Raw genomic sequence first — 25422 nt, 5'->3', positions numbered from 1 at the left:
GGCCATGTCCCGCTCCAAAAAGCGCCGCAGGCAGCTGCGCGAAATCGCCAAAGCCCAGGCCGAGCGCCGCGGAAAAGGCGTGGCCAGGGCCCTGGCCTGGCAGTCCGACTGGGAGGCCCTGGCCCCCGAGCAGCGCTTTCTCAACTCCTGCGGCCTGGCCCTGGTCCTGGGCTGCATGGTGTTGCACGGGCTGGGTGGGGTGGTCTATGGCCACTTGCCTGTGTTTCTGCTGGAGGGCTTCGAAGACCTGCCGGGCTGGGTCGCCGTGTGGGGCGCGGCCAGCCTCTGGTGCCTTGCAGCCGCCTGGGCCACCTACCTGGCGGGGCGGCACCTGCCCGCCTGGGGGCCGCAGCGCTGTGCGCGCTGGCGCTTGCGGGCCTACCTGGCTTCGGGCACGCTGGCGGGCATCAGCCTGCTGCTGTGGCTGCTGAGTACACCGGGCATGTGGGGCGCGCTGGGCGTCTGGCCGGGGGCGGCGCCGCGGTCCGAATGGCTGCTGGCCCCGCTGCCCTGGGCCTGGCCATGGGTGCTGCCCGTGGCCAGCGACGGCCTGCAGCCCTGGTGGCTGGGCTCGGTGGGCTTGGGGATCTCCCTGGGCCTGTGGTTCTTCGGTGCCGGCAAGCGACCGCGTGCCGGGCTGGCCTGCATGGGCGTTGCAGTGCTCGCCGTCGGCATGTGGGCCCTGGGCGGCGCGGTGTACCACTATGTGGCGGGGCGCGGCCTTGCCGGGGTGGTCGAGGAGGTGGCGGCGCTGAACCTGCAGTCCCATCCTGGCCAGCGCAATGCCGATACCTTCCTGTGGTTGCTGTGCTCCTGGTTCCTTCTGGCCCTGGGCGCCCTGCTCATGGCCGGGGCGTTGCATATCCCGTCGGCGGCACTGCAGCGCTCGCAGCAGAACCTTCGCCACTGAGTACTGCGGAACCTTCACCACCGACCGCGGTGGAACGCTGCGGGCGGGCCGGGTACAGCATGCCCGCCACGATCAGCACCTGCGCAATGTAGTAGGTGGACAGCACCCACAGCTGCGCCAGCGGCAGGGGTTGCACAAAGCGGTTGGTGGCCAGCGTGGCATCGCTGAGCATGAAGAAGCCCGCGCCGATGGCGACCAGCCAGGCGCCACGCCCGCCGAGCACAGTGGCCCGGCCAATGGCCTGGGCGGCCATGAGGGCGATCACCAGCACATAGGCCGCCACGGGCCCGCGCAGCGCGGTGGGCAACCCACCCAGCCACAGGAAGGCATACATGCCCGCACCGATGGCCAGCGTGGCCAGCAGCGCGCCGCGCCGTGCAAACCAGGGCACGCCCTTGCGGAACAGCACGATATAGCACAGGTGGGCGAGCAGAAAGCTCACCAGCCCGGGGATGAAGAAACCGCTGAACATCAGGAACACATCGCCCGCGAGCGAGCCGGCCAGCGCGGCGATGAGCCAGCGGCCTTCGGACCGGCCGAGCCCGCTGCCGGGCGCCGCGGCGCGCAGGTGCCCGGTGACCACGGCGATGGCGATCACCATGGTCAGGGGCTTGAACAGCCAGTGCCATTCCTGCAGCCCGAGCACGCTGGTCGCCGTGGCCAGGGCGGCCGATTCGATGAGGAGCGCCATGCCCATGCCGATGCGGCCCTGCACCGCTGCGCCCAGGGCCCATTGGGCCGCCAGCAAGGTCGCAAACCAGACGGCGTTGTCCGCCAGCGGCGCCGCATCGGCCTGCCAGAGAAAGGCCGCCACGCCCGCCAGCATGAGCGCGAACTGCACGCCGGCGAACCACTGCAGGGCGCGTGACATGGGCGGGTGGTACAGCGGCATCTGGGCGATGTCGAACGCCGGCTTGGGAAAGCGCTCGGCCACATCGGTCGGGCGCCAGCCCGGCGGCTTGATCCAGACCCGGAGCTTGTCGAGCCAGTTGCGTGCATGCCAGCTGTCGTGCGCCAGGCCGGCGTAGACCTGGGCATTGGCCCACAGCGGGTCCCAGCTGTTGAGCAGGCCGCGCGTGCCGTACGCGCATTGCTCCCGGTCGTCCTCGTCCTTGAAGGTGCCGAACAGGCGGTCCCAGACGATCAGGATGCCGCCGTAGTTCCTGTCCAGGTAGACGTCGTTGACGGCATGGTGCACGCGGTGGTTGCTGGGGCTGCAGAACCAGCGGTCGAACCAGCCCAGGCGACCGACCTGCTCGGTGTGCACCCAGAACTGGTAGAGCAGGTCGACCAGCGCCACGGTGGTGAACACCAGCGGTGGCACGCCCGCGAGCGCCATGGGCACATAGAACATCCAGCCGAGCAGCGCGCCCGAGCTGGTCTGGCGCAGCGCGGTGGACAGGTTGTAGTCCTGGCTCTGGTGGTGCACGGCGTGCGCGGCCCAGAGCACGGCCGACTCATGGCCCATGCGGTGCAGCCAGTAGTAGCAGAAGTCGTAGAACAGCAGGGCCAGCAGCCAGCCCGGCAGGCTGAGCCAGAAGGCATCATTGCGCCACAGCGCGACATGCTCGAACACGGCGGTGTAGATGCCTATGCGCAGCAGCCGCGTGAACACCGCGCTGGTCTGGCTCAGCATGCCGAGGCTGATGCTGCTGATGGCATCGGGCAGCCGGTAGGTGATGCGCTGGCGCTTGTAGCCCACCGCCAGTTCGATGGCGATCAGCAGGAAGAAGACCGGGGTGGCGAGAACGATGATCTGGTTGGGGCTCATTGAAGGGCGAACACGGAGGTTTCGCCGATTCTTGCCCCAATCAGGTCAGCGCGCCTCTGGCATCAACCCTGATGATGCGCTCCACCGTGCCCAGCGCCAGGCCGCCGCGCACGCCGATCAAGTGGTCGTGCAGGTTCACCGTGGGATCGCAGTGGCCGGGAATGAGCCAGAGCATGCGGCCCAGGGCCGGCAGCCGGGTCTTGGGGCTCTCGGCATGGAGCAGGCCATGCTCGTCGCCGCCGTTGGCGTAGCGCAGCGCGCGGTCCGGGGGCAGCAGGGCCACCACAGGCAGGCCCGAGTCGATGGCGTGGCTTTTGTGGCCCGCGTCGCACACGGCATGGGTGTCGCAGACCGAGATCACCTGGGTCTTGACGAACAGCGCGTGCTCGAACTGGGGTTGCGCCGGCTCGCGCTCGTTGCGCGCGTAGTCGGCATCCATGAAGAGGAAGGAGCCGGCCTGCAGCTCGCCATACACCCCGCTGGCGGCCTCGTGCACCAGGGTGCCGGTGCCCGATCCGGTGATGAGCGGCACGGGAATGCCCGCGGCCTCGATGCGCTGGCGGGTGTCGGCTGCGGCACGCACCACGCCGGCAATGGCCTCGCGCCGCTCGGCCATGCCCGGCAGGTGCTGGGCGCGGCCATGGTAGGCCTGCAGCCCGGCAAAGCGCAGGCGCGGGGCATGGCGCGCGATGGCCTGGGCCAGGGGTACGGCGGCCTCACCCGGGGGCACGCCGCAGCGGCCCTGGCCTACGTCGATCTCCACGAACACGTCGATGCTGGCTTCGCCGCCGGCCAGCACCATGGCCTCGGCCAGGCGCTCGATGCCCTCGGGGCTGTCCACCGCAATCGCCAGCCGGCCGCCACGCGCCGCCAGCTGCGCGGCCAGCCGGGCGGTGCGCAGCAGCTTGGGCCCGGCCACGACCTGGTTGCTGATGTAGATGTCGTTCACGCCCCCGGCGGCCAGCGCCTCGGCCTCGGCCACCTTCTGCACGCACACGCCCTGGGCGCCGGCCTGCTGCATCAAGAGGGCCAGCTCGGCGCTCTTGTGCATCTTGGCGTGCGGGCGCCAGCGTACCCGGTGCTTGCGCGCGAACTCGGCCATGCGCTGGATATTGCGCTCCATGGCGTCCAGGTCCACCACCAGGGCGGGGGTGTCGATCAGGTCCACCCGCGCGCCGATGCTGGCGCGCAAGGCTTCAGGTAGTGGTTTCATCGCGCGCTGCGTTGTCCAGGTGTTGGGTATCTGCCCAGCCGACCAGGGTGAGGCCGTCCGGGGTCCAGAGCAGGCGGTTGATGGCCGCGTTGGACAGCTGCCAGGTGCGTGGTGCCTGGATTTCCTGGCGCGTGGCGAGGCGGTAGAGCACGTCGAGCACGCCGCCATGCGCCACCATCAGCACCTGCTCTCCAGGGTGCTTTTCGGCCAGCGCGAACACGGTGCGCTCGATGCGCTCGCGCAGCATCACCAGCGATTCACCGCCTTCGGGCGTGTAGTCGGGCTCGCGCGTGCGCCAGCGCCGCGCATCGTCGGGCAGCTCGGCCTCGATTTCCTTGAAGGTGCGGCCCTGGAAGTGGCCGAAGCTGCGCTCGCGCAGCCCCTGCTCGGGCGTGATGGGCGCCCCCGTGGCATCGGCCACGGCCTGGGCGGTGGCGAAGGCGCGCTGCAGGTCGCTGGCGTAGATGGCGTCAATCGCCTCACCGGCCAGCGCCTGGGCCAGTTGCCGGGCCTGCCACTGGCCGGTCTCGTTCAAAGGGATGTCCAGGTGGCCCTGGATGCGGGTATCGACATTCCAGGCGGTTTCGCCATGGCGTACGGCAATGATGCGGGTGGCTTGCATTCAGAAGGGATCAGGGGGATGGGGGTACGAGCGGAATGCGCACCTGGCGGGGGCCGCCGGAGGGCTTGGGGAAGCCGGTCAGCGCCGCGTCGAAAAGGATGCCGAACACGGCGGGGTCGGCGACCCACACGTCTTCATGCACGGCCGAGGTCTCGTACACCGTGGCCTGGGTGGTGGCATCGCGCATCACCAGGCTCACGGCGCGGCGGTGCAGGGGCGTGGGCTCGCCCATGCGCCACAGGCCACCCATGCCCCAACCGCGGCCATACCAGCCGCCATGACCCCAGCCGTAGTAGCCGCGGTACGGGCCGTAGAAACCATAAGGGCCATAGGGCCAGTAGGGGTCGTAGCGCGGCACCGTGCCGGCCTGCACGCCGATCTGCACCAGCAGCTTGGGGGCAGCATCGTCGCGCTGCAGCCCGGCGCGGGCCAGCGACTGCTCGGCCAGTGCTGCAATGGCGTCGAAGGCCGGTGTCTGTTGCGAGGGCAGGCGGTCAATGCGGTAGGTGGCCGGGCTGGGCACGGCCGCCAGGGTGGAAAAGCTCTGCACCTGGCCTTCCACCATCCGGGTGGTGCTGCAGCCGGCGAGGGCGGCAGCGGCAAGGCCAAGCAGCAGGGTGGGAATCCAGCGACGGGTCATGAAAATCTCCTGGGCGTTTCCATCTTGGAGCGCGATCCAGTTCCGAGGTTCACGACAGCTGCACCACCTGCACACCGGGTAACGAGGGGCTGGGCGCTGAAAACTCTTCCTTGTCGAAAGCCTTGTCGCCGTTCTCATTGGCCACGCCCGTGGCGCGTGCGTTCTTGAAGTCGTACTGGCTGCCGTCCAGCAGGTGCGAGGGCACGACGTTCTGCAGCGCGTTGAACATGTTCTCCACGCGGCCGGGGAATTTTTTCTCCCATTCGCGCAGCATCTCGCCCACCTGCTTGCGCTGCAGGTTCTCCTGGCTGCCGCACAGGTTGCAGGGGATGATGGGGAAATTGCGCTGTGCCGCCCAGCGCGTGGTGTCCTTCTCGGTCACGTAGGCCAGGGGGCGGATCACCACGTGGCGGCCATCGTCGCTCACCAGCTTCGGGGGCATGCTCTTCATCTTGCCGCCGAAGAACATGTTGAGCAGCAGGGTCTGCAGAATGTCGTCGCGGTGGTGGCCCAGCGCGATCTTGGTGCAGCCCAGCTCATCGGCCACGCGGTACAGGATACCCCGGCGCAGCCGGCTGCACAGGCTGCAGGTGGTCTTGCCCTCGGGGATCAGGCGCTTGACGATGCTGTAGGTGTCTTCGTTCTCGATGTGGAAGGGCACACCGGTGCTGGCCAGGTACTCGGGCAGCACATGCTCGGGAAAACCGGGCTGCTTCTGGTCCAGGTTCACCGCCACCAGGTCGAAATGGATGGGGGCGCGCGCCTTGAGCTTGATCAGGATGTCCAGGAGGGCATAGCTGTCCTTGCCGCCGGACATGCAGACCATGACCTTGTCGCCTTCTTCGATCATGTTGAAGTCGACGATGGCCTTGCCCACCTCGCGGCACAGGCGCTTTTCAAGCTTGTGGGCTTCGCGCTCGATCTTCAGGCGCGCAGGGCCGGACGCGGCCGCGCCGGCATCGGCGCCGGCGTCTGCCAGCTCGGGGGGCTCTGCGGTCCAGCCGGCCTGGGTGGTTTCGTTGATCACTGCGCTCATGGAAAGGGTGGACTCTGGGGTCGGGTGAAGCGGTGCCCGCCGGGCGCCTGGGGCCGGGGCGCCCGCTTGGGGCCAAAAAAGACGGAAATAGCCCCCAATTGTCGGCGAAACCGTGCGCCCATGGGCTGGAGCGGGCTCTCCACTGCCTTGTACCCCTGGCTTGGGGCGCTATTTTCCCGCTTCCGGGGGCTCGTTGCCAGGGGGGGCTTCGGGCACCGGCGGTGCCCGCTCCACCAGCCACAACCGCATCTCGCGCTTTCCTTTGGCGTTGGCCGCACGCCAGGCCTGGCGCGCCAGGTCCAGAAAGCGCTCTTCGGCCGGGTCGGGGTGCGCCGTGGCGTGCTCCGCGTCGAGCCAGCCGATGTCCACCTGCGCGTGGCGCTCGATCTGGCGCGCCAGCGTGTTGCCGATGGGGCGGGAGCTCTTGATCTGGCTCCACATGCTGGGCGAGATCTCGAGCGAGGCGGCAAATGCCTGGTCCAGGCCCTTGGCGGGCTTGCCAGCGGCGATCTGCTGTTCGAGGAAAAGGCGGTGCAGCGCCAGCACATTGGTGCGGCGCAGGACGGTGAGGGAGGGCGGGGTCACAACGAAAAAAACAACAAACGCGAAAAAAGATTGTGCCGGGTGTTGACCGTCGCGTAAAGACTATTTACAGTCCCCATCCATCAGGACTCCGTGTCCTCCACCTCTGGACCACCACCGAACCACTTTTCGCCGAAAGCCCATCGTGAACGCCATCCGCACCGCCATCCTCCGCCGCCCCTGCCAGGGCGCCGTGGCCGTGCGCGGGTTGTCGCCGTTCTCCCATGCGCATTCGGCATCCATGCCGTCCCTGGCCAAACGACTGTCGGCATCGCAGCAGCGCATGGCATCCAGTGCGTACTTGCAGGGCAATGGCAACCAGCCGCAGTGGCTGGGCAGCAATGGTTTCGAGGATACCGCTCCACCCCCGGGCGGAGGTTGCAACGCAGGGCAATAGCCCCAGAGCGTTCTCCCTCCCGATCTCTCCAGCAGAGGCCCGGCAACCAGGTGGTTCCGGGCCTTTTTCATTGCGGCTTTTTTTCTTTCCACCGTTCCACCTTTTCGCAGCGCCCGCGCTGCCCCCCAGGGCATCGACCCACCGGGGACCCGGTTCTTTAACAACTTGCTGCAGGCGGCAATGCTCCACCGGAGCCACGGCCAGCCTGCCCATCGAAAGCAGAGAGGGCAGCGTGCAGCGCACGCTCGTGTCCTCTCTCCATTTCGGGTGTGCCTTTGCTTTCACCGCCGGATCCGGCCGCATGCGCGGCCCGGCGGGATGTGCTGGGATTGATCACCCAGTGCAGCGACGTGCATGCGCGGCGCCCTTGCGGGCCGCGGTCGCGTGAAGACACAACCGAAATGGAGGCAGCCCTGAAGCGCCTGCCCGATTCATCTGATGCGTGTGTAGCTCAACTGGCAGAGCACTGGTCTCCAAAACCAGCGGTTGAGGGTTCGACTCCTTCCGCGCGCGCCAATCTTTTTTTCCTGGCAATGCCAGGCATGCCGTAGCAGCCCTGTCGGATTGGGGCGTCTGGTCTTTTTTGGGCCGGGGATTGCAGGTTCGACTCCTGTCTGCGGCTCCCTCTTTCCTCTTTCCCCTTTGTTGACCGGTCGCCAAGTACCGGAACCTGTTCAAGGCCTTTTTGAAGCCGCGCAAGAGCCTTGCCGGGATGGGATGCAAGGCGCGGTGCGCAGTTGATAGCTCGGCTATCAACAAGCGCCGCAACGCCGCAGACCGCCCGGCAAGGCACTTGCCCGAAGGGTTGGGGCGAAATCGGGCGATTGGACGCCCCGGCTGCTTGCATGGGCATGAGCCCATGCAAGCAGCCGAAGCATCCACTCATCCCGATTGCGCCCCAACGCGGCTTCAAAAAGGCCTTGAGCAGGTTCCAGGGCAGCGGATTTTGATTCCGCCATACGGAGGTTCGATCCCTCCCCGGTCTGCCCCTTTTTCTCAACCCACCCACCTCGTTCATTCACCCAATCACCTTCAGGAGTCCACCATGGCCATCCAGCATTCCCTTTCCCTTGGTGCCCCACGGCGCCGCTCCGGCCTCGCCGGCTGGCTGGCCCGCCTGGCATCCGTGCGCGCTCGTCTGCCCCGCGCGGCCGCCCGCGTGGTTCCTGACGCCCGCCGCCTCGATCACCTCGACCTCGACCAGCGCGTGCGCGAGGTTGGCGAGTGGTAGCGGCTTGTGCGCTCTTGCGCCCACTGCCTGCCTCACTGCATCCACCAGGGCGTCCATCGATTGCCGATGGACGCCCGCCTTTGCCATTGATTGACTGTTGTTGTTGAACCGGGGCGTGCGCTTGGCTGGGCGGCTGCGCCCTGCATTGCCAAGCAAGAAAGGAAGCACCATGCCCCGCACCGAACCCGAAACCCCCACCCGAAAGCCCCAGGCCCCGACACCGCGCGTGCTGCAGCTGGACCTGCATGGCACGCCCCAGTCGTGGATGCCGCTGGAGCAGGCCGCCGTGCATTACGCCAGCGGCGCCGTGGCCTGGGATGCCGGCCTCGAAGCCCTGGCCACATTGCGTGGCGGGCACAACGCGGCAACGGGCCGCCAGTCGGTGCTGGAGATCGCGCCCATCATCGCGCTGCGCGGCGTGTCCCGGATCAACCTCTTTGACGTGGTGCCGGGGCTGACCAAGCGCCGCCTGCTGCGCCGAGACCGCCACACCTGCGCCTACTGCGGCGATGTCTTCGCAGAAGAGGCCCTGCAGTGCGAGCACATCGTGCCGCAGTCGCGTGGTGGCGCCACCGCGTGGACCAACCTCGTGGCGGCCTGCGCCGGCTGCAACGGCTACAAGGCCGACCGCCTGCCCGAGGAAGCCGGCATGCGCCTGCTGTACCTGCCCTATGTGCCCAGCCGGTATGAATCCTTCCTGCTGGACGGGCGCAACGTGCGCGCGGACGTGCATGAGTGGCTGGCCAAGCGGCTGCCCAAGGGCTCCCGCCTCCATTGAGGGGGCGGAAAAAGACGAGGGCCGTGGTCGATGACCACGGCCTTTTCTTTTGCCATCGCCGGATCACCCGGGGCTGATCACGGTTGCAGGTTGTGGATGCAGGCGGGGCTTGGCTATGTCTTGTCCAGCATTCGGTGCACCAGCTTTCCGAGAGTATGGGTGCCCCTGACCACCTTGTCGGCGGACGTGGAGCAGTAGTTCAAGCGGATGCAGTGGGCGAAGCGCCGGTCTGCTGAGAACAGGGGGCCGGGCGTGAGGCTCACCCCGGCAGCCATCGCCGAGCGCATGAGTTCCAGGGCGTCTATGCGCCTGGAAAGTTCCACCCACAGGAAGTAGCCACCCTCGGGTTGCGTGACCTTGGTGTCCGCTGGAAAGGACTCTGCAATGGCGTCGACCATCAGCGCCCGGTGATGAAGAAGCGTCTGCCGGAGGCGGCGCAGGTGCAGGTCATAGCCCCCTTGTGCCAGGTAGTCGGAAATGGCCGCCTGCGACGGGATCGATGCGGAAAGGCTGCTCATCACCTTCAGCCGCTCGATATCGCGGGTCCACCGTCCTGCGCATGCCCACCCCACGCGGTAGCCTGGCGCCAAGGTCTTGGAGAACGACGCGCAATGGATGACCCAGCCGTCGCGATCGAACGCCTTGACCGGTCGTGGCTTGCGGGGCCCGAAATACAGGTCGCGATAGACGTCATCCTCGATCAGGGGGACCTGGTACCTGGCCAGCAGGTCCGCCAGCGACTTCTTCTTCTCGTCCGGCATCAATGCCCCGAGCGGGTTCTGGAACGAGGGCATGAACCAGCAGACCTTGACCTCCCCCGCCGCCAGTGCCGCCTCCACGGATTCCAGGCTCACGCCATCGGAAGGGCTGGTCGGCAGTTGCAAGGCGCGCAGCTTCAGGCGTTCGATGGCCTGCAGCGGGGCATAGAAAGTAGGCGCCTCCAGAAGCACCAGATCGCCAGGCTGCGTCAAAGCCTGCAGGCTGAGATTCAGCGCATCCATCGCGCCATTGGTGATGATGATCTCGTCGACACCGGCATGGATTCCGTCGGCCGCATAGCGCTGTGAAATCTGCTGGCGCAGGCGCAATTGCCCCGTGGCCAGCTCTTCAATGAGTTTCTCGGGAGCCAGCCGCCGCATGGCGGTGCCCAGTGAGCGGGCAAGCCGGTCCACAGGGAACAGCGTGGGATCCAGGAAGGCCGAGCCCAGGGGCACCACCTGGCTGCCATGCGGCTGGTTCAGCAGCGCAACCACCAGATCATTGATGGCCACGCCGTGGGGGCGCGGGGACGGGCGGCTCGTCTTCGGGCGCTGCAAGGGCGCGGGCACCCGGGGGCGCACGTAGTAGCCCGAACGGGGGCGGGCCTCGATCAGACCACGGGACTCCAGCAGGTAGTAGGCCTGGAAAACCGTGGACTGGCTCAGTTGGCGCCGCTCGCTGGACTGGCGCACCGAGGGCAGGCGATCTCCCACCCGCAATGACCCCGAATGGATCAGTGCATGGATTTCATCCGCAAGCTGCTCGTACTGCGTCATGGCCGGGGTGGTCGCAAAGGAAGCGCCCAGAATAGCCGAGGGGCGGTATGCGACCATGGCGCGTGGTCGACGCGGGGGAATCCAGCACTGCTGGGGCCCGGCAGAGACAGGAGACTGCATTCGCCCAATGCCACGAGGCGGTGAGCGGCTGGGGGTGTCCGCTCTCGGAGGGGTTTGTCCTACCAAGGCCCTCTGCGGAGATGGGTCGACTGCTCGGGGGCGCCCGGGGGGGGATCGGCGGGGGCTTGCGCTCCGCTGGCTTCCTTTTTCTTCTGCTTGCCTTGGTCGTAGTGCCACTTGATGGCAAAGAACATTCCCGTGCCGAACACGAGAACCTTGAACGTCACGAAGACGATGGGGACCCAATCCATGTTTGCGTATTTCCTGGCAATCGCTTGACACGCTGCGTCGCGGGGTGCGTGACCCCCAACGCTGCCTGCGCCGCTTCATCCCTGGTCAAGCTGCGATGGGGCCTGGCCGAAGCTTCGAAAGCATGGGGCGATGCTATCTGGCCCTCTGTGCGGGCGAACAGATCAGCTCTGCGGAATTTTGTCCATAGCAGATGGCCACCACTGCACTGGTCTTTGGCAAGAGGTCACCACTGCCCGGTCTCGATGCGGATGGCCACCTCGCAGTCGTCGAAGATCTCCAGCTTGGCGATCTTCACGCGCACGCCCAGCACGCCGGGCAGCAGCATCAGTCGGTTGGCGAGCTTGCCGATCAGGCTCTCGAGCAGGTTCACGTGCTCGGCGCGGCATTCGTCGATGATGATCTGGCGCACTTTGCGGTAGTCCAGCACGTGCAGGATGTCGTCGTCGCGCGGCGACAGCGGCTGCACGCCCAGGCTCAGCTCGGCATCGACCTGGATGGGCTGGGGATCGGTCTTCTCGTGCGAGAGGATGCCCAGGTTGGCGTCGAAGCGCAGGCCGGTGAGGGTGAGGATCTGGGTGCCGGTGGCGTGGGTGGTCGTCATGGGGGTGTCCTGTGCGGGCGCAGGCCCGCTCACATCAGCGAAAAATCGCGCTCGAACTTCATCAGGTGCTGGCCGCCGTCCACCATCAGCGTGGTGCCGGTGAGGGAGCGGTTCTCCAGCGCAAAGCGCACGGTGGCGGCCACGTCCTCGGGGGTGGAGGAGCGGCCCAGCGGGCTCAGGCTGTGCAACTGGGCAAACTTTTCGTCGCTGAGCATGTGGCTCGTGAGCGTGAGGCCCGGGGCCACGCCCACCACGCGCACGCGGGGTGCCAGGGCCAGCGCCAGCATGGTGCCGGCCGCTTCCAGCGCCGCCTTGGACAGCGTGTAGCTCATGAAGTCGGGGTTCTGGTTCCACAGCTTCTGGTCGAGCAGGTTGACCACGGCGCCCTGGGCATCGGCCTCGCCCGCCGCCACGCGCGCCTGCAGGTGCTCGTGCAGGGCCTGGGCCAGCAGCACCGGGGCACCGGCATTGCTGCGCAGGTGCTTTTCCAGGGCCGCGTAGCCCAGGGTGGCCGCGTTGTCGTGCTCGAACAGCGAGGCGTTGTTGACGACCGCATCCAGCGCGCCGAAACGCTCCACCACCCGGGGCACCAGCGCGCGCACGGCGGCCTCGTCGTCAAAGTCTCCATCGAAGTGCGCGCTGGTGGCCGAGGACAGGCGCGCGCATTCGGCCGCCGTGGCGATGGCATCCTGCTCGGAACTGCGGTAGTGCACGGCCACCTGCCAGCCGCCGGCGGCCAGCGCCAGCGCAATGCTGCGGCCCAGGCGCTTGGCGGCACCGGTGACGAGCACCGTACGGGGGCGGGGGGAAGAGGGCATGGGGGACAATACGGGCCGTGACGACGAAAACACCCGACAGTTTAACGACCGCCCTCACGGCGCACATCGCCGATGCCATCACCGCCGCGGGCGGCTGGATCGGTTTCGACCAGTTCATGGCCCTGGCCCTGTACACACCCGGCCTGGGCTACTACGCCAATGACTCGGCCAAGTTCGGCCTGCTGCCCGATTCCGGCAGCGACTTCGTGACCGCACCCGAGCTCACGCCCCTGTTCGGCCAGACCCTGGCCGTGCAGGTGGCCGAGGCGTTCGAGCACACCGGCGCCAACGAGGTCTGGGAGTTCGGCGCCGGTTCCGGCGCGCTGGCGCTGCAACTGCTCGACGCCCTGGGCGACCGGGTGCAGCGCTACACCATCGTCGACCTGTCGGGCAGCCTGCGCGCACGCCAGCAAGCGTTGCTGGCGCCGCACGCGCACAAGCTGCAGTGGGTGGATGCGCTGCCCGAGCGTTTCGAGGGCGTGGTCGTGGGCAACGAGGTGCTCGACGCCATGCCCGTGCAGTTGCTGGCACGCCACGGCGGCCAGCAGGGTGGCGTGTGGCACGAGCGTGGTGTGGCGCTGCACGAGGGCGCCTTCACCTGGGCCGACCGGCCCACCGCATTGCGCCCGCCCGTGGAGGTGGAAGGCCCGCAGGACTACCTGACCGAGATCCATGCCCAGGGCGAGGGCTTCATCCGCACCCTGGCCGACCGCCTCGCGCGTGGCGCGATCTTCCTGCTGGACTACGGCTTTGGCGAGAGCGAGTACTACCACCCCCAGCGCCACATGGGCACCGTGATGTGCCACCAAGGCCACCTGGCCGATGGCGACCCGCTGGTGGCGGTGGGTCGCAAGGACATCACCGCCCACGTCAACTTCACGGCCATGGCCCTGGCCGCGCAGGACGCCGGCATGAACGTGCTGGGCTACACCACGCAGGCGCACTTCCTCATCAACTGCGGACTGGCCCAGCGCATGGTGGAACTGCCGCCCCTGGAGCGCGCCACGGCCGCCAAGCTCATCATGGAGCACGAGATGGGCGAGCTGTTCAAGGTCATCGCCCTGGGCGTGGGCGAGGCCTGGGAGCCCATAGGATTTGCCCAGGGCGACCGTTCGCACCGCCTCTGAGGCACGGGATCAGTTCAGGCGGGCTCCGCTGGTCGCATCGAACAGGTGCGCCTGCGCGGCCACGGGCCGCAGCCACAGCGCATCGCCCGGCCGCACATCGATGCGGTCGCGGAACGCCGCCAGGATGTCATGCCCACCGGCCAGCCGCACGGCGACCTGGGTCTCCGAGCCGGTGGGCTCCACCACCCTGACCTGGGCGGGCAGGCCGTCGCCGCTGGCCTGTAGCGCGAAGTGCTCGGGGCGGGCACCGTAGAGCACGCTGTCGCCGTGGCGCCCCTGCGGCGGCCGGTCCAGGGGCAGGTGCAGGCCGTCGTCGGTCACCACGCGCGCCGTGCCGTCCAGGTGCAGCCGGCCGGGAATGAAGTTCATGGCCGGCGAGCCGATGAAGCCCGCCACGAAGGCATTGGCTGGCCGGTCGTAGAGTTCGAGCGGTGCGCCCGCCTGCTCGACCACGCCATCCTTGAGCACCACGATGCGGTCGGCCAGCGTCATGGCCTCCACCTGGTCGTGCGTGACGTAGACCGTGGTGGTGCGCAGGCGCTGGTGCAAGGCCTTGATCTCGGTGCGCACCTGCACACGCAGCTTGGCATCCAGGTTGGACAGGGGCTCGTCGAACAGAAAGGCATCGGGCTGGCGCACGATGGCCCGGCCCATGGCCACGCGCTGGCGCTGCCCGCCCGAGAGCTGGCGTGGCGTGCGGTCCAGCAGTTGCTCCAGGCCCAGGATGGCCGCCACCTCGCCCACCCGGCGCTGGATGGCTGCCTTGTCCTCGCCCTGCAGCTTGAGTGAGAAGCCCAGGTTCTGCGCCACCGTCATGTGCGGGTACAGCGCGTAGTTCTGGAACACCATGGCGATGTTGCGGTCCTTGGGCGCCACGTCGTTGATCGCGCGCCCGCCCAGGCGGATTTCGCCGCTGGTGATGGCTTCGAGCCCCGCGATGGCGCGCAGCAGCGTGGACTTGCCGCAGCCCGAAGGGCCGACCAGGGCGACGAACTCGCCGTCCTGGATGGCGATGTCCACGCCGTGGATCACGGGCGTGCTGCCGTAGTGCTTGACGATCTGGTGGAGGGAGAGGGCGGCCATGTCGGTCAGTCTTTCACGCCGCCGGCGGTGAGGCCGCGGACAAGGTAGGTGCGCACCAGCACCGTGAAGATCACCACCGGGAACATCACCAGCGTGCCGCTGGCAGCGATCTTGGTCCACTCCCAGCCTTCGTACTGCAGGAAGTTGACGATGGCCACGGGCGCCGTGATGGCGTTGGTGCGCGTGAGGATGAGGGCGTAGAAGAAATCGTTCCACGAGAAGATGAAGCACAGCACGGCCGTGGCCGTCAGCCCGGGCGAGGCCAGCGGCAGCGTGATGCGCCAGAAGGCCTGCCAGACGCCGCAGCCGTCGATGTAGGCGGCTTCTTCCAGGGCCGTGGGCACGGCCTCGAAGAAGGTCTGCATGAGCCAGATCACGATGGCCAGGTTGAAGGTCAGGTAGACAATGGCCAGGCCGGCAATGGTGTCTTGCAGCCCCAGCCAGCGGTAGGCCAGGAAGAAGGGGATGGTGAAGGCGATGGGCGGCGCCATGCGCGTCACCAGAATCCACAGCGCCACATGGCGCCGCCACCTGAACTGCCAGCGCGTGAGCGCATAAGCCGCCGGCACGCCGATCAGCAGCGACAGGCCGGTGGACAGGGTGCTCACCGCCAGGCTGTTCCAGAAAGACTTCAGGAAGTTGCCCTGCAGCAGGCTGCGAAAGCCTTCCAGCGTGGGCACGAAGAGCAGGCTGTCCTCGAAGATCTCTGCCCCGGGCTTGAAGGCCAGCTGCACCAGCCACAGGAAGGGGAACATCACCACCAGCAGCAGGGCGATGGCCACCAGGCCGCGCGCATGGCGGCGCAGCCAGCCGGCGTGGCGCGTGGCAGTCAGCGGCAATGCGGCAGCAGCGGGTGGTGCCGGCAGGGGCAGGGTGGCGTCAGCGCTTGTCATGCTCGTTCCATCCGAGTCGGCCCACCAGCCAGCTGAGCGCGAACACGCCCGCGAGGATCACCATCGCGATGGCGCTGGCATAGCCCCAGTAGGAGAAGTTGAAGGCCTGGATGAAGCCGTAGTAGTTGGTCACCTCGGTCACCGTGCCCGGGCCGCCGTCGGTGAGCACATAGATCAGCGGAAAAGCCTTGAAGCTGTCGATCAGCCGGAACAGCCCGCACACCGCCAGCACCGGCCGGATATGGGGGAACACGATGTAGACGAACAGCTGCCAGCGGTTGGCACCGTCCAGGCTCGCCGCCTCCAGCGGCTCGTCGGGCACCATTTGCAGCGTGGCCAGCACCATCAGCATGGTGAACGGGAACCACTGCCAGGTGTCGGCGATGGAGATGGCCCACAGGGCCGTGTCGGGGTTGGCGATGAGCGAGCGCACGGGCAGGCCCACGGCCTCCAGCGCGCGGTGCAGGGGGCTCACGTCGGGCGTGTACATGATCTTCCAGATCAGCGCCACCACGATGGGCGGCAGCACCATGGGGATCAGGAACACTGTGCGCGTGGCGCCCAGCAGCCTGGAGCGCCCGTTGAGCAGCAGCGCCAGGCCCAGGCCCACAGCCAGCTGCAATGCCACGCTGGAGGCCGACAGCTTGAGCTGCGTGGCGATGGAGTGCAGGAAGCGCTCGTCTTCCAGCAGATGGCGGTAGTTGCCCAGCGGGTCCCTGAAGTGGAAGGTGGCGGACGCGTCCGTCAGGCTCAGCGGCGTGAAGCTGGCCACCAGCAGCGCCGTGGCCGGCGCCAGCGTGATGAGCAGCAGCACCGCCAGCGAGGGTAGCAGGCCCCACAGGAAGGCGCGCCGGCGGGCCTGCTCCCAGCCGATGCCAGGGCGCACAGTCAAGGCGGTCATGGGCGTGGGGTCAGAGGTTCTGCCCGGCGCGCTTGAGCTCGGTGATCGACTGCGCCTGGGCCTGCTGCAGCGCCTGCTTGGCGCTGGCCTGGCCCGAGGCGATCAGCGCGATCGCCTTGTTGAGCTGCTGGTCCACCTGCGGGTAGACCGACACCGTGCGGTACTTCATGTGCCCGGTCTTGGAGGCCAGTTCGATCGAGTCGAGCGCCAGCTGCGCCAGGTCGTTGCCGTTGATGACCTGCTTGGCGCGGAACTCCCTGGAGTCGATGTCCGAGCGGCGCGCGGGCGAACCGTAGCCCGCCAGCACCGCCTTGCGCGTGGTCTGCTTGGACAGCGCCCACTGGATGAAGGCCCAGGCGGCCTCCTTGTTCTTCGAGCCTGTCGGAATGCCCAGGCCATGCACGGCCGTTCCCGGGAAGCGCCCGGCCGGGCCCTTGGGCACCTGGCCGAACTTCAGCGTCTTGATCGTCTTGCTCGTGGCTGCGTCGCCCAGTTGCGCCAGGTGCAGCTGGCCCGCGTCGGTGAAGTTCACGCGCCCGAGCTTGAGCGCCTGGGTCACCTGGTCGGGCGTGTAGGTGATGGCGCCATCGGGCCCGAACTCGCGCAGCAGGCTGGCGTAGTACTCGGCCGCGGCAATCGCCTCGGGCGTGTCCAGCGTGGGGTACAGGTCGTCGGGTGCCTTGCGGAATACGTCGCCGCCGAAGGCGTGCAGGTAGGGCACGAAGGTCCAGCCGTAGTGGCTGTCGGAGACGAAGCCCGCCACGCGCTCCTTCTTGTTCACGGCGCGCAGCACCTTGACCAGGTCGTCCGTGGTGTCGGGGTAGGCCAGGCCGGCCTGCTGCACCAGGTCGAAGCGCGACGACGCGGACAGCAGCGCCTCGGCGGTCCACGGGATGCCATAGAGCTTGCCGTCCTTGCCGGTTTCGGGCGCGCGCGCACCGGGCAGGAAGTCGTTCACATCCCAGTCGGCGGGCGTGAGGTTGGGGTTCCTGATGAAGTCGTCGAGCGGCGTGAGCCAGCCCGAGTTGATCCAGCGGCTCGAATAGATGAAGGTCACGTTGACCACGTCGTAGGCCGATCCCTTGGTGGACAGCTCCAGGTCGGCGCGCTGGTTGTAGACCGGGAAGGAGGGCGCATCGAAATTCACCTTGGCACCCGTGAGCGCCTCGAACTCGGGCAGGTACTGCTGCAGCAGCTTGGGGTAGGCGGCGCTGAAGGTCGAGACATTCAGGGTCACGCCCTGGAACTTCTTGGCACCGCTCTGGGCCTGGGCAAAGCCAGGCAGCAGGGCGGTGGCACCGAGGGCCGAAGCGGCCTGGAGCAATTGGCGTCGTTGGGTCATATCGGGCATTCCTTGATCTGGCAGGGGCCGTAGTTACTGCGTTTGTCTGATGAAACTGGCGTGGGCTAAGCCAGTGCCCCCGCGCAAGGGCCGCCCCGCCGCGCTGGGGGCGTCCCCCTCCCGAATCGCGCAGCGAGACGAGAGAGGGGGAAGGCGCGAAGCGACTCAGGGGGTGATTTCATGCCGTGGCGGTGATGAGGGTGTCGATCTGGGCGTCGTTGGTGGCCTCGGGGCGTGTGCGCGTGCGGCTTTTGCGGCCGTCCACGGCCACGGCCGGGTCGCCGTGCACGGTGACGCGGCGCACCAGACGGGCCTGGTTGCCGTAGTCGTTGATGGCGAAATGCTGGGTGGCGCGGTTGTCCCAGATCGCCACGTCGTCCTGCTGCCACTGCCAGCGCACGGTGTTCTCCAGGCGGATCACGCGGTTCTGCAAAATCTCGAAGAGGCGCGCCGATTCGGTGCTGGAGAAGCCCGCGATCTTCTTGACAAAATGGCCCAACAGCAGCGCGCGCTCGCCCGACACCGGGTGCACATGCACGACAGGGTGCTCGGCCTCGTACACGGCCGAGACGAAGACCTTGCGGTGGTGGTTCAGGCGCTCCTCCTCGACCATCACGCGCTCGGCGCCGTAGTCGTAGTCGTTGCTGTGCACGGCCCACAGGCCATCGGCCAGGCGCTTGAGGTCTTCGGGCAGGCGTGCATAGGCAGCCGCCGTGTTGGCCCACACCGTGTCGCCACCGTAGGCCGGGATCTTCACGCCGCGCAGGATGCCGTACTTGGGGAAGGCATCGAGAAAGGTCACGTCGGTGTGCCACGAATCAGCGCGGCCACCGCCCTTGGAGGCATCGAGCTCGAAAATGCGCGTGCCCGCGGGCGAAGGCACCGTGGGGTGGGCCACCGTCTTGCCCAGCAGGGCGCCGAAGGCCTGGTGGCTGGCATCGGTAAGGTGCGACTGGCCGCGGAAGAACAGCACCTTGTGCTGCACCAGCGCGGCGGTGAGGTCGGCGATGGTGGCGCCATCCAGTTCACCCGAGAGCTTCAGGTCCAGGACTTCACCGCCCAGGCTGCCGGCCACGCGGCGGATGCGCAGATTCCCGAAGGAGGTATCGATGTTGGATGGGGACGAGGTCGCGCTCACGGGCAAGCTCCAGCAGTGGTGGGGGAGCGCCGGATTCTGCGGACGGGGGGCCCGCCTGCGAAGCAATGAAAACCGATATCCAAGCTGCCGAAACATTCGGCAATATCGAAAGCAGCGAAAGTTGGGTAGGTTCCTGGGCGTTACCCGTTGGCCAGTGGGCCCCCGGAGGGGGCAGCCTCCAAGGTGACGGCATCACTGCGGTCCTTGAGGCCGATGCCCGTGAGGCCCAGGCGCCTGGCCTCCACGCACAGCCACCACAGGCGCGCCGCCGCAGCGGCGGGCGCCAGGCCTTCGGCCCGCACGTTGGAGATGCAGTTGCGCTCGGCATCGCTACGGCCCACCTGGGGCTGCCAGGTGAGGTAGATACCCAGGCTGTCGGGCGAGCTCAGGCCCGGGCGCTCGCCGATCAGCACGGCCACCATGCGCGCGCCCAGCAGCGCGCCGACCTCGTCGCCCAGGGCCACGCGCGCCTGGGTGGCGATCACCACGGGCCCCATGTGCCAGCCCTGCGGGGCGCCTTGCACGATGGCCTGCACCAGCGGCACGGCGTTGCGCTCGATGGCCAGCGCCGAGAGGCCGTCGGCCACGACCAGCAGCAGGTCGCAGCCTGCCTGCGGTGCGTCGCCGAGCTGCCGTGCATCGGCTGCATCCAGGCGCCGGCCGAGGTCGGGGCGCAGCAGGTAGGTGGCGCGGTCGGGCGCGGCGCTGGCCACACGCAGCGTGGCGCAGCCCAGATCGGTGAGCTGTGTTGCCAGCGCATCGCCATCGAGCGGCAGGTGCACCGCATCGCGCGCTTGGGCATGGGCCAGGCCAAAGTCGAGCAGCTCGCGCGTGGGGATGGCCGTGCCGGCACGCCCCAGGGCCAGCCGGGCGGCGGTGTGGGCGCGCAGGTCGCCCCAGGGGTCGGGCTGCGGGCCGATGGAGGGAGCCGGGAGAGTCATGCGCGCATGCCTATCTGCCGCAATTGGGCGATGGCGGCCTGTTGCTGCGCGGCGGGCAGCAGCCGGCCAGCCTCGTCCGCCAGGTGCATGCGCTGCAGCCAGGCATCGAACTCGGGGGCGCGTTGCAGGCCCAGCACCTCGCGCAGGTAGAGTGCATCGTGGAACGAGGTGCTCTGGTAGTTGAGCATGATGTCGTCGGCCCCCGGCACGCCCATGATGAAGGTCAGGCCGGCCACGCCCAGCAGGGTCATCAGCGTGTCCATGTCGTCCGAATCGGCTTCGGCATGGTTGGTGTAGCAGACGTCGCAGCCCAGCGGCACACCGAGCAGCTTGCCGCAGAAATGGTCTTCCAGGCCCGCGCGGATGATCTGCTTGCCGTCGTACAGGTACTCGGGCCCGATGAAGCCGACCACCGTGTTGGTGAGCAGCGGCGAGAAGGCGCGCGCCACGCCGTAGGCCCGCGCCTCGCAGGTCTGCTGGTCCACGCCGTGGTGGGCGTTGGCCGACAGTGCGCTGCCTTGGCCCGTCTCGAAGTACATCACGTTGTCGCCCAGCGTGCCGCGCTGCAGGGACAGGGCGGCCTCGCGCGCCTCGCGCAGCAGCGCCAGGCTGACGCCGAAGCCCGCGTTCGCCTTCTCGGTGCCGGCAATGGACTGGAACACCAGGTCCACCGGCGCGCCCTGCTCGATCATCTGCACGGTGTTGGTCACATGCGTGAGCACGCACGATTGCGTGGGGATCTGCAGCGTGGAGACCACGCCATCGAGCATGTGCACCAGCCCGGTGAGTGCGGTGATGCTGTCCGTGGCCGGGTTGATGCCGATCACCGCGTCGCCCGCGCCGTAGAGCAGGCCATCGACCATGGAGGCCGCGATGCCGCGCAGGTCGTCGGTCGGGTGGTTGGGCTGCAGGCGCACGGCCAGGTGGCCCGGCAGGCCGATGGTGTTGCGAAAACGCGTGACCACGCGGCACTGGCGCGCCACGGCCACCAGGTCCTGGTTGCGCATGAGCTTGCTCACGGCGGCCACCATCTCGGGCGTAAGACCCGGGGCCACGGCGGTGAGCGCGGCGGTATCGGCCGCCAGCAGCCAGTCGCGCAGGCCGCCCACGGTGAGGTGGGCGATGGGGGCGAAGGCCGCGGCGTCGTGCGTGTCGATGATGAGGCGCGTGACCTCGTCGCTCTCGTAGGGCACCAGTGCCTCGTTCAGGAAGCGGGGCAGTGGCACATCGGCCAGGCACATGCGTGCTGCCATGCGTTCCACTGCCGATTGCGCCGCGATGCCGGCCAGCGCATCGCCCGAGCGTGCGGGCGTGGCCTTGGCCATCACCGCGCGCAGGTCGTCGAACAGCCAGCGCTGGCCGTGGAGGGTGTGGTGGTAGGTCGCCGACATCGGTGCAGGGATGGGTGGGCCGTGGCAATGATGGCATGCCCTTGCAAGCGGTGTGCCACGATGGGGTACAGCAGTCTTAGCTGTTTTGGTTGTTAATAACTGAGAAAACCTTCGTTCCCAGAATAAGAGCGGCAACCTAGAGTTGGGGCATCTGCGGCACCACCGCCCCCACGTCCCACGAGGTTCTCATGTCTGCCGTTCTGTCTTCTGTTGTTGCCGCCCCCTATGGCGACGCACCGCCGCAAGGCCTGGTGATCCGCTCCATCGAAGGCGCAGCCGGCCCGCTGGGGGCTGAGGTGCTGGGCCTGGACCTGTCGCGCCCGCTGGGCCGGGAGGACTTCGCACGCATCCACCGTGCGCACCTGGACCACCATGTGCTGGTGTTCCGCGACCAGCGCATCACGCCTGCCCAGCATGTCGACTTCAGCCGCCGCTTCGGGCCGCTGCAGATCCATGTGCTCAAGGGCTTCCAGCTCGCGGGCCACCCCGAGATCCTGATCGTCTCCAACATCAAGGACGGCGCCGGCCAGCCCATCGGCCTGGGCGATGCGGGCCACTACTGGCATTCGGACCTGTCGTACAAGGACAAGCCCAGCCTGGGCTCGCTGCTGCATGCGCAGGAGTTGCCGGGCGAGGGCGGCGACACCCTGTTCGCCGACCAGCACGCCGCTTATGACGCACTGCCCGAAGCGCTCAAGGCGCGCATCGCGCCGCTGCAGGCCGAGCACAGCTACCTGGCCAAGTACGAGGAACTGCGCGCCCGCAGCCCCTGGCGCCCCAAGCTCACCCAGGCGCAGATCGACGAGGTGGCGCCCTCCATCCACCCCGTGGTGCGCACCCACCCCGAGACAGGGCGCAAGGCGTTGTTCGTGAGCGAGCACTTCACGACGCGCATCGTGGGCCTGTCCGAGGACGAAAGCCAGGCCCTGCTGGCCGAGCTGTTCGCCGCCAGTGTGCGCCCCGAGTTCACCTACCGCCACCAGTGGCAGCCGCACGACCTGGTGTTCTGGGACAACCGCTCCGTGACCCACCTGGCGGCCGGCACGCCCGACAGCGAGCGCCGCAAGCTGTACCGCACGACCATCGAGGGCGATGTGCCCTTCTGATTCGCCGCTGACTCCATCCCCTGTTTTCCATCTTTGACTGCACAGTACCCATGACCATGTTCCAGACCTCCCGCCGCCGCCTCGTGCGCAAGACCATCGCGGCCCTGGCCACCGCCGGGCTGCTGGCCGGCGGGTTGAGCGCCACGGCCCATGCGGCCGAGGGCCAGCTGCGCATTGCGCAGCAGTTCGGCATCGTCTACCTGCTGCTCAACGTGGCGCAGGAGAACAAGCTGATCGAAAAGCACGGCAAGGCCGCAGGCGTCGACATCAAGGTGGAGTTTTTGCAGCTGTCGGGTGGCTCGGCCGTCAACGATGCGCTGCTGTCGGGCAATATCGACATCGCCGGTGCCGGCGTGGGCCCGCTGTTCACGCTGTGGGACCGCACCAAGGGCCGCCAGAACGTCAAGGGCGTGGCCTCGCTGGGCAACTTCCCCTACTACCTGGTGAGCAACAACCCGGCCGTCAAGACCATTGCCGACTTCACCGACAAGGACCGCATCGCCCTGCCGGCCGTCGGCGTTTCGGTGCAGTCACGCGTGCTGCAGATGGCCTCGGCCAAGCTCTGGGGCGACAAGGAGTTCAACCGCCTGGACAAGATCCAGGTGGCGCTGCCGCACCCCGATGCGGCGGCGGCCATCATCAAGGGCGGCACCGAGATCACGGGCCATTTCGGCAACCCGCCCTTCCAGGAGCAGGAACTGGCCGGCAACCCCAAGGCGAAGATCGTGCTCAATTCGTACGACGTGCTGGGGGGCCCGGCATCGGCCACCGTGCTCTATGCCACCGAGAAATTCCGCAATGAGAGCCCCAAGACCTACAAGGCCTTCGTCGATGCGCTGGACGAGGCGGCGAAGTTCGTCTCCGCCAACCCTGAGAAGGCGGCCGACATCTACCTCAAGGTGGCCGGGGGCAACACCGACCGCGCGCTGCTGCTCAAGATCATCCAGAACCCCGAGGTTCAATTCAAGGTGCGCCCCGAGAACACGCTGGGCATGGGCCAGTTCCTGCACCGCGTGGGCGCCATCAAGAACCAGCCCACGGCGCTCAAGGATTACTTCTTCGACGACGCGCACACCGCGTCGGGCAACTGACGGGCCATGCGGGCATGAGTGAGCACACCATCCGGCTGGGCCCCTTCTCGCCGCCGCTGCAGAGCGAACGCGCGGCGCTGGAGGACGAGGCGCAGGCCCTGGACCTGGCTGTTGCCAATGCGGACGTGCCTGCCGGTTCTTCCGCAGCGCTGCTGCAGGTGCAGGGCGTGAGCATCGACTACCGCACGCGCGAGCGCGTGGTGCGTGCCACGCACCGCGTGGGCTTCGACGTGCATGCGGGCGATCGCTTCGTGCTGCTGGGCGCCTCGGGTTGCGGCAAGTCCACCTTGCTCAAGTCGATCGCGGGCTTTATCGCGCCCAGCGAAGGGCAGATCCTGCTCGACGGCCGCGCCGTCACGCGGCCTGGGCCCGACCGCGTGGTGGTGTTCCAGGAGTTCGACCAACTGCCGCCGTGGAAGACGGTGCGCGACAACGTGATGTTCCCGCTGCTGGCCTCGCGCAGCGTGGGCCGCCAGGAGGCGGCGGACCGCGCGGCGCTCTACATCGACAAGGTGGGGCTGTCCAAGTTCGCTGACGTGCACCCGCACCAGCTCTCGGGCGGCATGAAGCAGCGCGTGGCCATTGCGCGCGCGCTGGCCATGCAGCCCCAGGTGCTGCTGATGGACGAGCCCTTTGCCGCGCTCGATGCCCTCACGCGCCGGCGCATGCAGGAGGAGTTGCTCTCGCTGTGGGACGAGTTTCGCTTCACGCTGATCTTCGTGACCCATTCCATCGAAGAGGCGCTGGTGGTGGGCAACCGCATCGCCATCCTCTCGCCCCACCCGGGCCGGCTGCGCGCCGAGGTCAACAGCCACCAGTTCGGGCTGAACAGCCTGGGCGGTGCCGACTTCCAGGCCACGGCCCAGCGCATCCACCGCCTGCTCTTCGATGAGCCCGGTGCGGCAGCCGTGCCGGGCTCGGTGCAGGCCGATGCCGAGGCGCTCACGCCCGGCCGCCAGGGCGGCGTGCCGCTTGTCACCCCGAAGCGGCCCGTGGGCGCGCTGCCTTTCCAGATTTCCGTATGAGCGCTCCCACCCTGCTGACCCCACCTGTGCGCCCCGAATTCGAGCGCAGCCTAGAGCCGCTGGGCGGCATCGCGCCCGTGCAGCCGCTGCCCCTGGCCGCGCGCATCTGGCAACAGGCATGGGTGCGCAAGCTCGTGATCCTGGCCGTGCTGGCCGTGCTGTGGGAGGTGGTGGCGCGCTGGCAGGACAATGATCTGCTGCTGCCCACCTTTTTGCAGACCGCCAAGGCCCTGGTGGAGGGCTTGGCCTCGGGCGAGCTGGTGGCCAAGACGGCGATCTCGCTGTCGGTGCTGCTCAAAGGCTATTTCGCGGGCATCCTGGGTGCCTTCGTGCTCACCACCCTGGCCGTGTCCACGCAGTTCGGGCGCGACCTGCTGTCCACGCTGACCTCCATGTTCAACCCGCTGCCGGCCATTGCGCTGCTGCCGCTGGCGCTCTTGTGGTTCGGCCTGGGGCAGGGCAGCCTGGTGTTCGTGCTCGTCCATTCGGTGCTGTGGCCGCTGGCGCTCAATACCTATGCGGGCTTCCAGTCCGTGCCCGAGACCCTGCGCATGGCCGGGCGCAACTACGGCCTGACCGGCATGCGCTACGTGCTGCAGATCCTGGTGCCGGCTGCGCTGCCGTCCATCCTGTCGGGGCTCAAGATCGGCTGGGCCTTTGCCTGGCGCACGCTGATCGCGGCCGAGCTGGTGTTCGGCGCATCGTCGGGCAAGGGCGGCCTGGGCTGGTACATCTTCCAGAACCGCAACGAGCTCTACACCGACAAGGTGTTCGCGGGCCTGGTGCTGGTGATCCTGATCGGCCTGGCGGTCGAAAGCCTGGGCTTTCATACCCTGGAGCGTCTGACCGTGCGCCGCTGGGGTGTTTCCAGGTAGGCG

The 25422-nt window shown here is 68.0% G+C and carries 25 protein-coding genes and 1 tRNA gene; 8 read left to right on the top strand and 18 right to left on the bottom strand.

The features are described from left to right. Positions 1 to 4: 4 nt before the first annotated feature. The gene (locus HNP48_RS16540) at positions 5 to 910 is read left to right on the top strand and encodes a hypothetical protein (protein WP_184858922.1); all 906 of its coding nucleotides are present in this window, start codon (positions 5 to 7) and stop codon (positions 908 to 910) included. On the opposite strand, the gene HNP48_RS16535 is transcribed toward HNP48_RS16540, so the two are convergent. The 6 genes from HNP48_RS16535 to HNP48_RS16510 form a co-directional block, all read right to left on the bottom strand. After that, positions 843 to 2681, bottom strand: a complete 1839-nt coding sequence (locus HNP48_RS16535) for a lysoplasmalogenase family protein (protein ID WP_184858920.1) — start codon at positions 2679 to 2681, stop codon at positions 843 to 845. The genes HNP48_RS16540 and HNP48_RS16535 overlap by 68 nt on opposite strands. Before the next feature lie 40 nt (positions 2682 to 2721). Beyond that, complete coding sequence (locus HNP48_RS16530; RefSeq protein ID WP_184858918.1) at positions 2722 to 3894, bottom strand: DSD1 family PLP-dependent enzyme; 1173 nt, start codon at positions 3892 to 3894, stop codon at positions 2722 to 2724. Continuing rightward, the gene (locus tag HNP48_RS16525) at positions 3878 to 4516 is read right to left on the bottom strand and encodes a histidine phosphatase family protein (protein WP_184858915.1); all 639 of its coding nucleotides are present in this window, start codon (positions 4514 to 4516) and stop codon (positions 3878 to 3880) included. The genes HNP48_RS16530 and HNP48_RS16525 overlap by 17 nt, the downstream gene beginning before the upstream one ends. A 10-nt stretch (positions 4517 to 4526) precedes the next feature. Then, positions 4527 to 5156, bottom strand: a complete 630-nt coding sequence (locus HNP48_RS16520; protein ID WP_184858913.1) for a DUF4136 domain-containing protein — start codon at positions 5154 to 5156, stop codon at positions 4527 to 4529. Positions 5157 to 5205: 49 nt separating this feature from the next. Further along, entirely contained in the window at positions 5206 to 6192 is a 987-nt protein-coding gene (ttcA, locus tag HNP48_RS16515; RefSeq protein ID WP_260420256.1) for a tRNA 2-thiocytidine(32) synthetase TtcA, read from the bottom strand. 168 nt (positions 6193 to 6360) lie between these two features. Beyond that, entirely contained in the window at positions 6361 to 6777 is a 417-nt protein-coding gene (locus tag HNP48_RS16510) for a hypothetical protein (protein WP_184858912.1), read from the bottom strand. 834 nt (positions 6778 to 7611) lie between these two features. Between HNP48_RS16510 and HNP48_RS16505 the strand changes: the two genes are divergently transcribed. Beyond that, a tRNA-Trp gene (locus tag HNP48_RS16505) sits at positions 7612 to 7687 on the top strand. A 502-nt stretch (positions 7688 to 8189) separates the two neighbouring features. On the opposite strand, the gene HNP48_RS16500 is transcribed toward HNP48_RS16505, so the two are convergent. Beyond that, positions 8190 to 8573 (bottom strand): hypothetical protein, encoded by a 384-nt coding sequence (locus tag HNP48_RS16500; RefSeq protein WP_184858910.1) that lies wholly within the window; start codon positions 8571 to 8573, stop codon positions 8190 to 8192. Between HNP48_RS16500 and HNP48_RS16495 the strand changes: the two genes are divergently transcribed. Then, positions 8572 to 9180: an HNH endonuclease gene (locus HNP48_RS16495; RefSeq protein WP_184858908.1), complete on the top strand. Its 609-nt coding sequence runs from the start codon at positions 8572 to 8574 to the stop codon at positions 9178 to 9180. The genes HNP48_RS16500 and HNP48_RS16495 overlap by 2 nt on opposite strands. A 113-nt stretch (positions 9181 to 9293) precedes the next feature. On the opposite strand, the gene HNP48_RS16490 is transcribed toward HNP48_RS16495, so the two are convergent. The 4 genes from HNP48_RS16490 to HNP48_RS16475 form a co-directional block, all read right to left on the bottom strand. Next, positions 9294 to 10715 (bottom strand): PLP-dependent aminotransferase family protein, encoded by a 1422-nt coding sequence (locus HNP48_RS16490; protein WP_184858906.1) that lies wholly within the window; start codon positions 10713 to 10715, stop codon positions 9294 to 9296. 179 nt (positions 10716 to 10894) lie between these two features. Next, a complete protein-coding gene (locus HNP48_RS16485) occupies positions 10895 to 11086 on the bottom strand; it encodes a hypothetical protein (RefSeq protein WP_184858904.1) in 192 nt (63 codons plus the stop codon). A 224-nt stretch (positions 11087 to 11310) separates the two neighbouring features. Next, on the bottom strand, positions 11311 to 11688 hold the full coding sequence (locus tag HNP48_RS16480) for a dihydroneopterin aldolase (RefSeq protein ID WP_184858902.1): 378 nt from the start codon (positions 11686 to 11688) through the stop codon (positions 11311 to 11313). A 29-nt stretch (positions 11689 to 11717) separates the two neighbouring features. Then, positions 11718 to 12506, bottom strand: coding sequence for an SDR family oxidoreductase (locus HNP48_RS16475; RefSeq protein WP_184858900.1), 789 nt, complete (start codon positions 12504 to 12506; stop codon positions 11718 to 11720). A gap of 8 nt (positions 12507 to 12514) precedes the next feature. Here HNP48_RS16475 and HNP48_RS16470 point away from each other — a divergent pair, with 8 nt between their 5' ends. Next, on the top strand, positions 12515 to 13633 hold the full coding sequence (locus HNP48_RS16470; protein ID WP_184859304.1) for an SAM-dependent methyltransferase: 1119 nt from the start codon (positions 12515 to 12517) through the stop codon (positions 13631 to 13633). A gap of 9 nt (positions 13634 to 13642) precedes the next feature. Here the strand turns inward: HNP48_RS16470 and HNP48_RS16465 are convergent, their stop codons facing one another. The 7 genes from HNP48_RS16465 to HNP48_RS16435 all read right to left on the bottom strand — a co-directional run bounded on the left by HNP48_RS16465 (position 13643) and on the right by HNP48_RS16435 (position 21322). After that, positions 13643 to 14716, bottom strand: a complete 1074-nt coding sequence (locus tag HNP48_RS16465; RefSeq protein ID WP_184858898.1) for an ABC transporter ATP-binding protein — start codon at positions 14714 to 14716, stop codon at positions 13643 to 13645. A 5-nt stretch (positions 14717 to 14721) separates the two neighbouring features. Next, positions 14722 to 15609: a carbohydrate ABC transporter permease gene (locus tag HNP48_RS16460; protein WP_184858896.1), complete on the bottom strand. Its 888-nt coding sequence runs from the start codon at positions 15607 to 15609 to the stop codon at positions 14722 to 14724. Beyond that, positions 15596 to 16510, bottom strand: a complete 915-nt coding sequence (locus tag HNP48_RS16455; protein ID WP_184858894.1) for a carbohydrate ABC transporter permease — start codon at positions 16508 to 16510, stop codon at positions 15596 to 15598. The genes HNP48_RS16460 and HNP48_RS16455 overlap by 14 nt, the downstream gene beginning before the upstream one ends. 10 nt (positions 16511 to 16520) lie before the next feature. After that, complete coding sequence (locus tag HNP48_RS16450; protein ID WP_184858892.1) at positions 16521 to 17852, bottom strand: ABC transporter substrate-binding protein; 1332 nt, start codon at positions 17850 to 17852, stop codon at positions 16521 to 16523. Between the two features lie 178 nt (positions 17853 to 18030). Next, positions 18031 to 18990, bottom strand: coding sequence for a TauD/TfdA family dioxygenase (locus HNP48_RS16445; protein ID WP_311773828.1), 960 nt, complete (start codon positions 18988 to 18990; stop codon positions 18031 to 18033). A gap of 140 nt (positions 18991 to 19130) precedes the next feature. Beyond that, positions 19131 to 19931: an ethanolamine ammonia-lyase subunit EutC gene (eutC, locus tag HNP48_RS16440; RefSeq protein ID WP_184858888.1), complete on the bottom strand. Its 801-nt coding sequence runs from the start codon at positions 19929 to 19931 to the stop codon at positions 19131 to 19133. Next, positions 19928 to 21322, bottom strand: a complete 1395-nt coding sequence (locus HNP48_RS16435) for an ethanolamine ammonia-lyase subunit EutB (protein WP_184858886.1) — start codon at positions 21320 to 21322, stop codon at positions 19928 to 19930. The genes eutC and HNP48_RS16435 overlap by 4 nt, the downstream gene beginning before the upstream one ends. Positions 21323 to 21510: 188 nt before the next feature. Here HNP48_RS16435 and HNP48_RS16430 point away from each other — a divergent pair, with 188 nt between their 5' ends. From HNP48_RS16430 to HNP48_RS16415, 4 genes are read left to right on the top strand one after another with little or no spacing between them, the layout of a single operon-like run. Continuing rightward, complete coding sequence (locus HNP48_RS16430) at positions 21511 to 22428, top strand: TauD/TfdA family dioxygenase (protein ID WP_184858883.1); 918 nt, start codon at positions 21511 to 21513, stop codon at positions 22426 to 22428. Between the two features lie 56 nt (positions 22429 to 22484). Beyond that, entirely contained in the window at positions 22485 to 23519 is a 1035-nt protein-coding gene (locus tag HNP48_RS16425; protein WP_184858881.1) for an ABC transporter substrate-binding protein, read from the top strand. 14 nt (positions 23520 to 23533) lie between these two features. Next, complete coding sequence (locus HNP48_RS16420) at positions 23534 to 24544, top strand: ABC transporter ATP-binding protein (protein WP_184858879.1); 1011 nt, start codon at positions 23534 to 23536, stop codon at positions 24542 to 24544. Beyond that, positions 24541 to 25419, top strand: coding sequence for an ABC transporter permease (locus HNP48_RS16415; protein ID WP_184858878.1), 879 nt, complete (start codon positions 24541 to 24543; stop codon positions 25417 to 25419). The genes HNP48_RS16420 and HNP48_RS16415 overlap by 4 nt, the downstream gene beginning before the upstream one ends. The last annotated feature ends 3 nt before the right edge of the window (positions 25420 to 25422 follow it).

It is taken from the genome of Acidovorax soli (assembly GCF_014207955.1).
Taxonomy (GTDB): domain Bacteria; phylum Pseudomonadota; class Gammaproteobacteria; order Burkholderiales; family Burkholderiaceae_C; genus Acidovorax; species Acidovorax soli_A.
Note: the sequence above shows the minus strand (reverse complement) of the source record. Positions and strands in the feature narration are given on the sequence as shown.

Bases quoted from the DNA above. Each gene is read 5' to 3' on its own strand.
- HNP48_RS16540 (WP_184858922.1), top strand. From the start codon at position 5: ATGTCCCGCTCCAAAAAGCGCCGCAGGCAGCTGCGCGAAATCGCCAAA.
- HNP48_RS16535 (WP_184858920.1), bottom strand. From the start codon at position 2,681: ATGAGCCCCAACCAGATCATCGTTCTCGCCACCCCGGTCTTCTTCCTG.
- HNP48_RS16530 (WP_184858918.1), bottom strand. From the start codon at position 3,894: ATGAAACCACTACCTGAAGCCTTGCGCGCCAGCATCGGCGCGCGGGTG.
- HNP48_RS16525 (WP_184858915.1), bottom strand. From the start codon at position 4,516: ATGCAAGCCACCCGCATCATTGCCGTACGCCATGGCGAAACCGCCTGG.
- HNP48_RS16520 (WP_184858913.1), bottom strand. From the start codon at position 5,156: ATGACCCGTCGCTGGATTCCCACCCTGCTGCTTGGCCTTGCCGCTGCC.
- ttcA (WP_260420256.1), bottom strand. From the start codon at position 6,192: ATGAGCGCAGTGATCAACGAAACCACCCAGGCCGGCTGGACCGCAGAG.
- HNP48_RS16495 (WP_184858908.1), top strand. From the start codon at position 8,572: ATGCCCCGCACCGAACCCGAAACCCCCACCCGAAAGCCCCAGGCCCCG.
- HNP48_RS16500 (WP_184858910.1), bottom strand. From the start codon at position 8,573: ATGGTGCTTCCTTTCTTGCTTGGCAATGCAGGGCGCAGCCGCCCAGCC.
- HNP48_RS16490 (WP_184858906.1), bottom strand. From the start codon at position 10,715: ATGACGCAGTACGAGCAGCTTGCGGATGAAATCCATGCACTGATCCAT.
- HNP48_RS16485 (WP_184858904.1), bottom strand. From the start codon at position 11,086: ATGGATTGGGTCCCCATCGTCTTCGTGACGTTCAAGGTTCTCGTGTTC.
- HNP48_RS16480 (WP_184858902.1), bottom strand. From the start codon at position 11,688: ATGACGACCACCCACGCCACCGGCACCCAGATCCTCACCCTCACCGGC.
- HNP48_RS16475 (WP_184858900.1), bottom strand. From the start codon at position 12,506: ATGCCCTCTTCCCCCCGCCCCCGTACGGTGCTCGTCACCGGTGCCGCC.
- HNP48_RS16465 (WP_184858898.1), bottom strand. From the start codon at position 14,716: ATGGCCGCCCTCTCCCTCCACCAGATCGTCAAGCACTACGGCAGCACG.
- HNP48_RS16460 (WP_184858896.1), bottom strand. From the start codon at position 15,609: ATGACAAGCGCTGACGCCACCCTGCCCCTGCCGGCACCACCCGCTGCT.
- HNP48_RS16455 (WP_184858894.1), bottom strand. From the start codon at position 16,510: ATGACCGCCTTGACTGTGCGCCCTGGCATCGGCTGGGAGCAGGCCCGC.
- HNP48_RS16450 (WP_184858892.1), bottom strand. From the start codon at position 17,852: ATGACCCAACGACGCCAATTGCTCCAGGCCGCTTCGGCCCTCGGTGCC.
- eutC (WP_184858888.1), bottom strand. From the start codon at position 19,931: ATGACTCTCCCGGCTCCCTCCATCGGCCCGCAGCCCGACCCCTGGGGC.
- HNP48_RS16435 (WP_184858886.1), bottom strand. From the start codon at position 21,322: ATGTCGGCGACCTACCACCACACCCTCCACGGCCAGCGCTGGCTGTTC.
- HNP48_RS16430 (WP_184858883.1), top strand. From the start codon at position 21,511: ATGTCTGCCGTTCTGTCTTCTGTTGTTGCCGCCCCCTATGGCGACGCA.
- HNP48_RS16425 (WP_184858881.1), top strand. From the start codon at position 22,485: ATGTTCCAGACCTCCCGCCGCCGCCTCGTGCGCAAGACCATCGCGGCC.
- HNP48_RS16420 (WP_184858879.1), top strand. From the start codon at position 23,534: ATGAGTGAGCACACCATCCGGCTGGGCCCCTTCTCGCCGCCGCTGCAG.
- HNP48_RS16415 (WP_184858878.1), top strand. From the start codon at position 24,541: ATGAGCGCTCCCACCCTGCTGACCCCACCTGTGCGCCCCGAATTCGAG.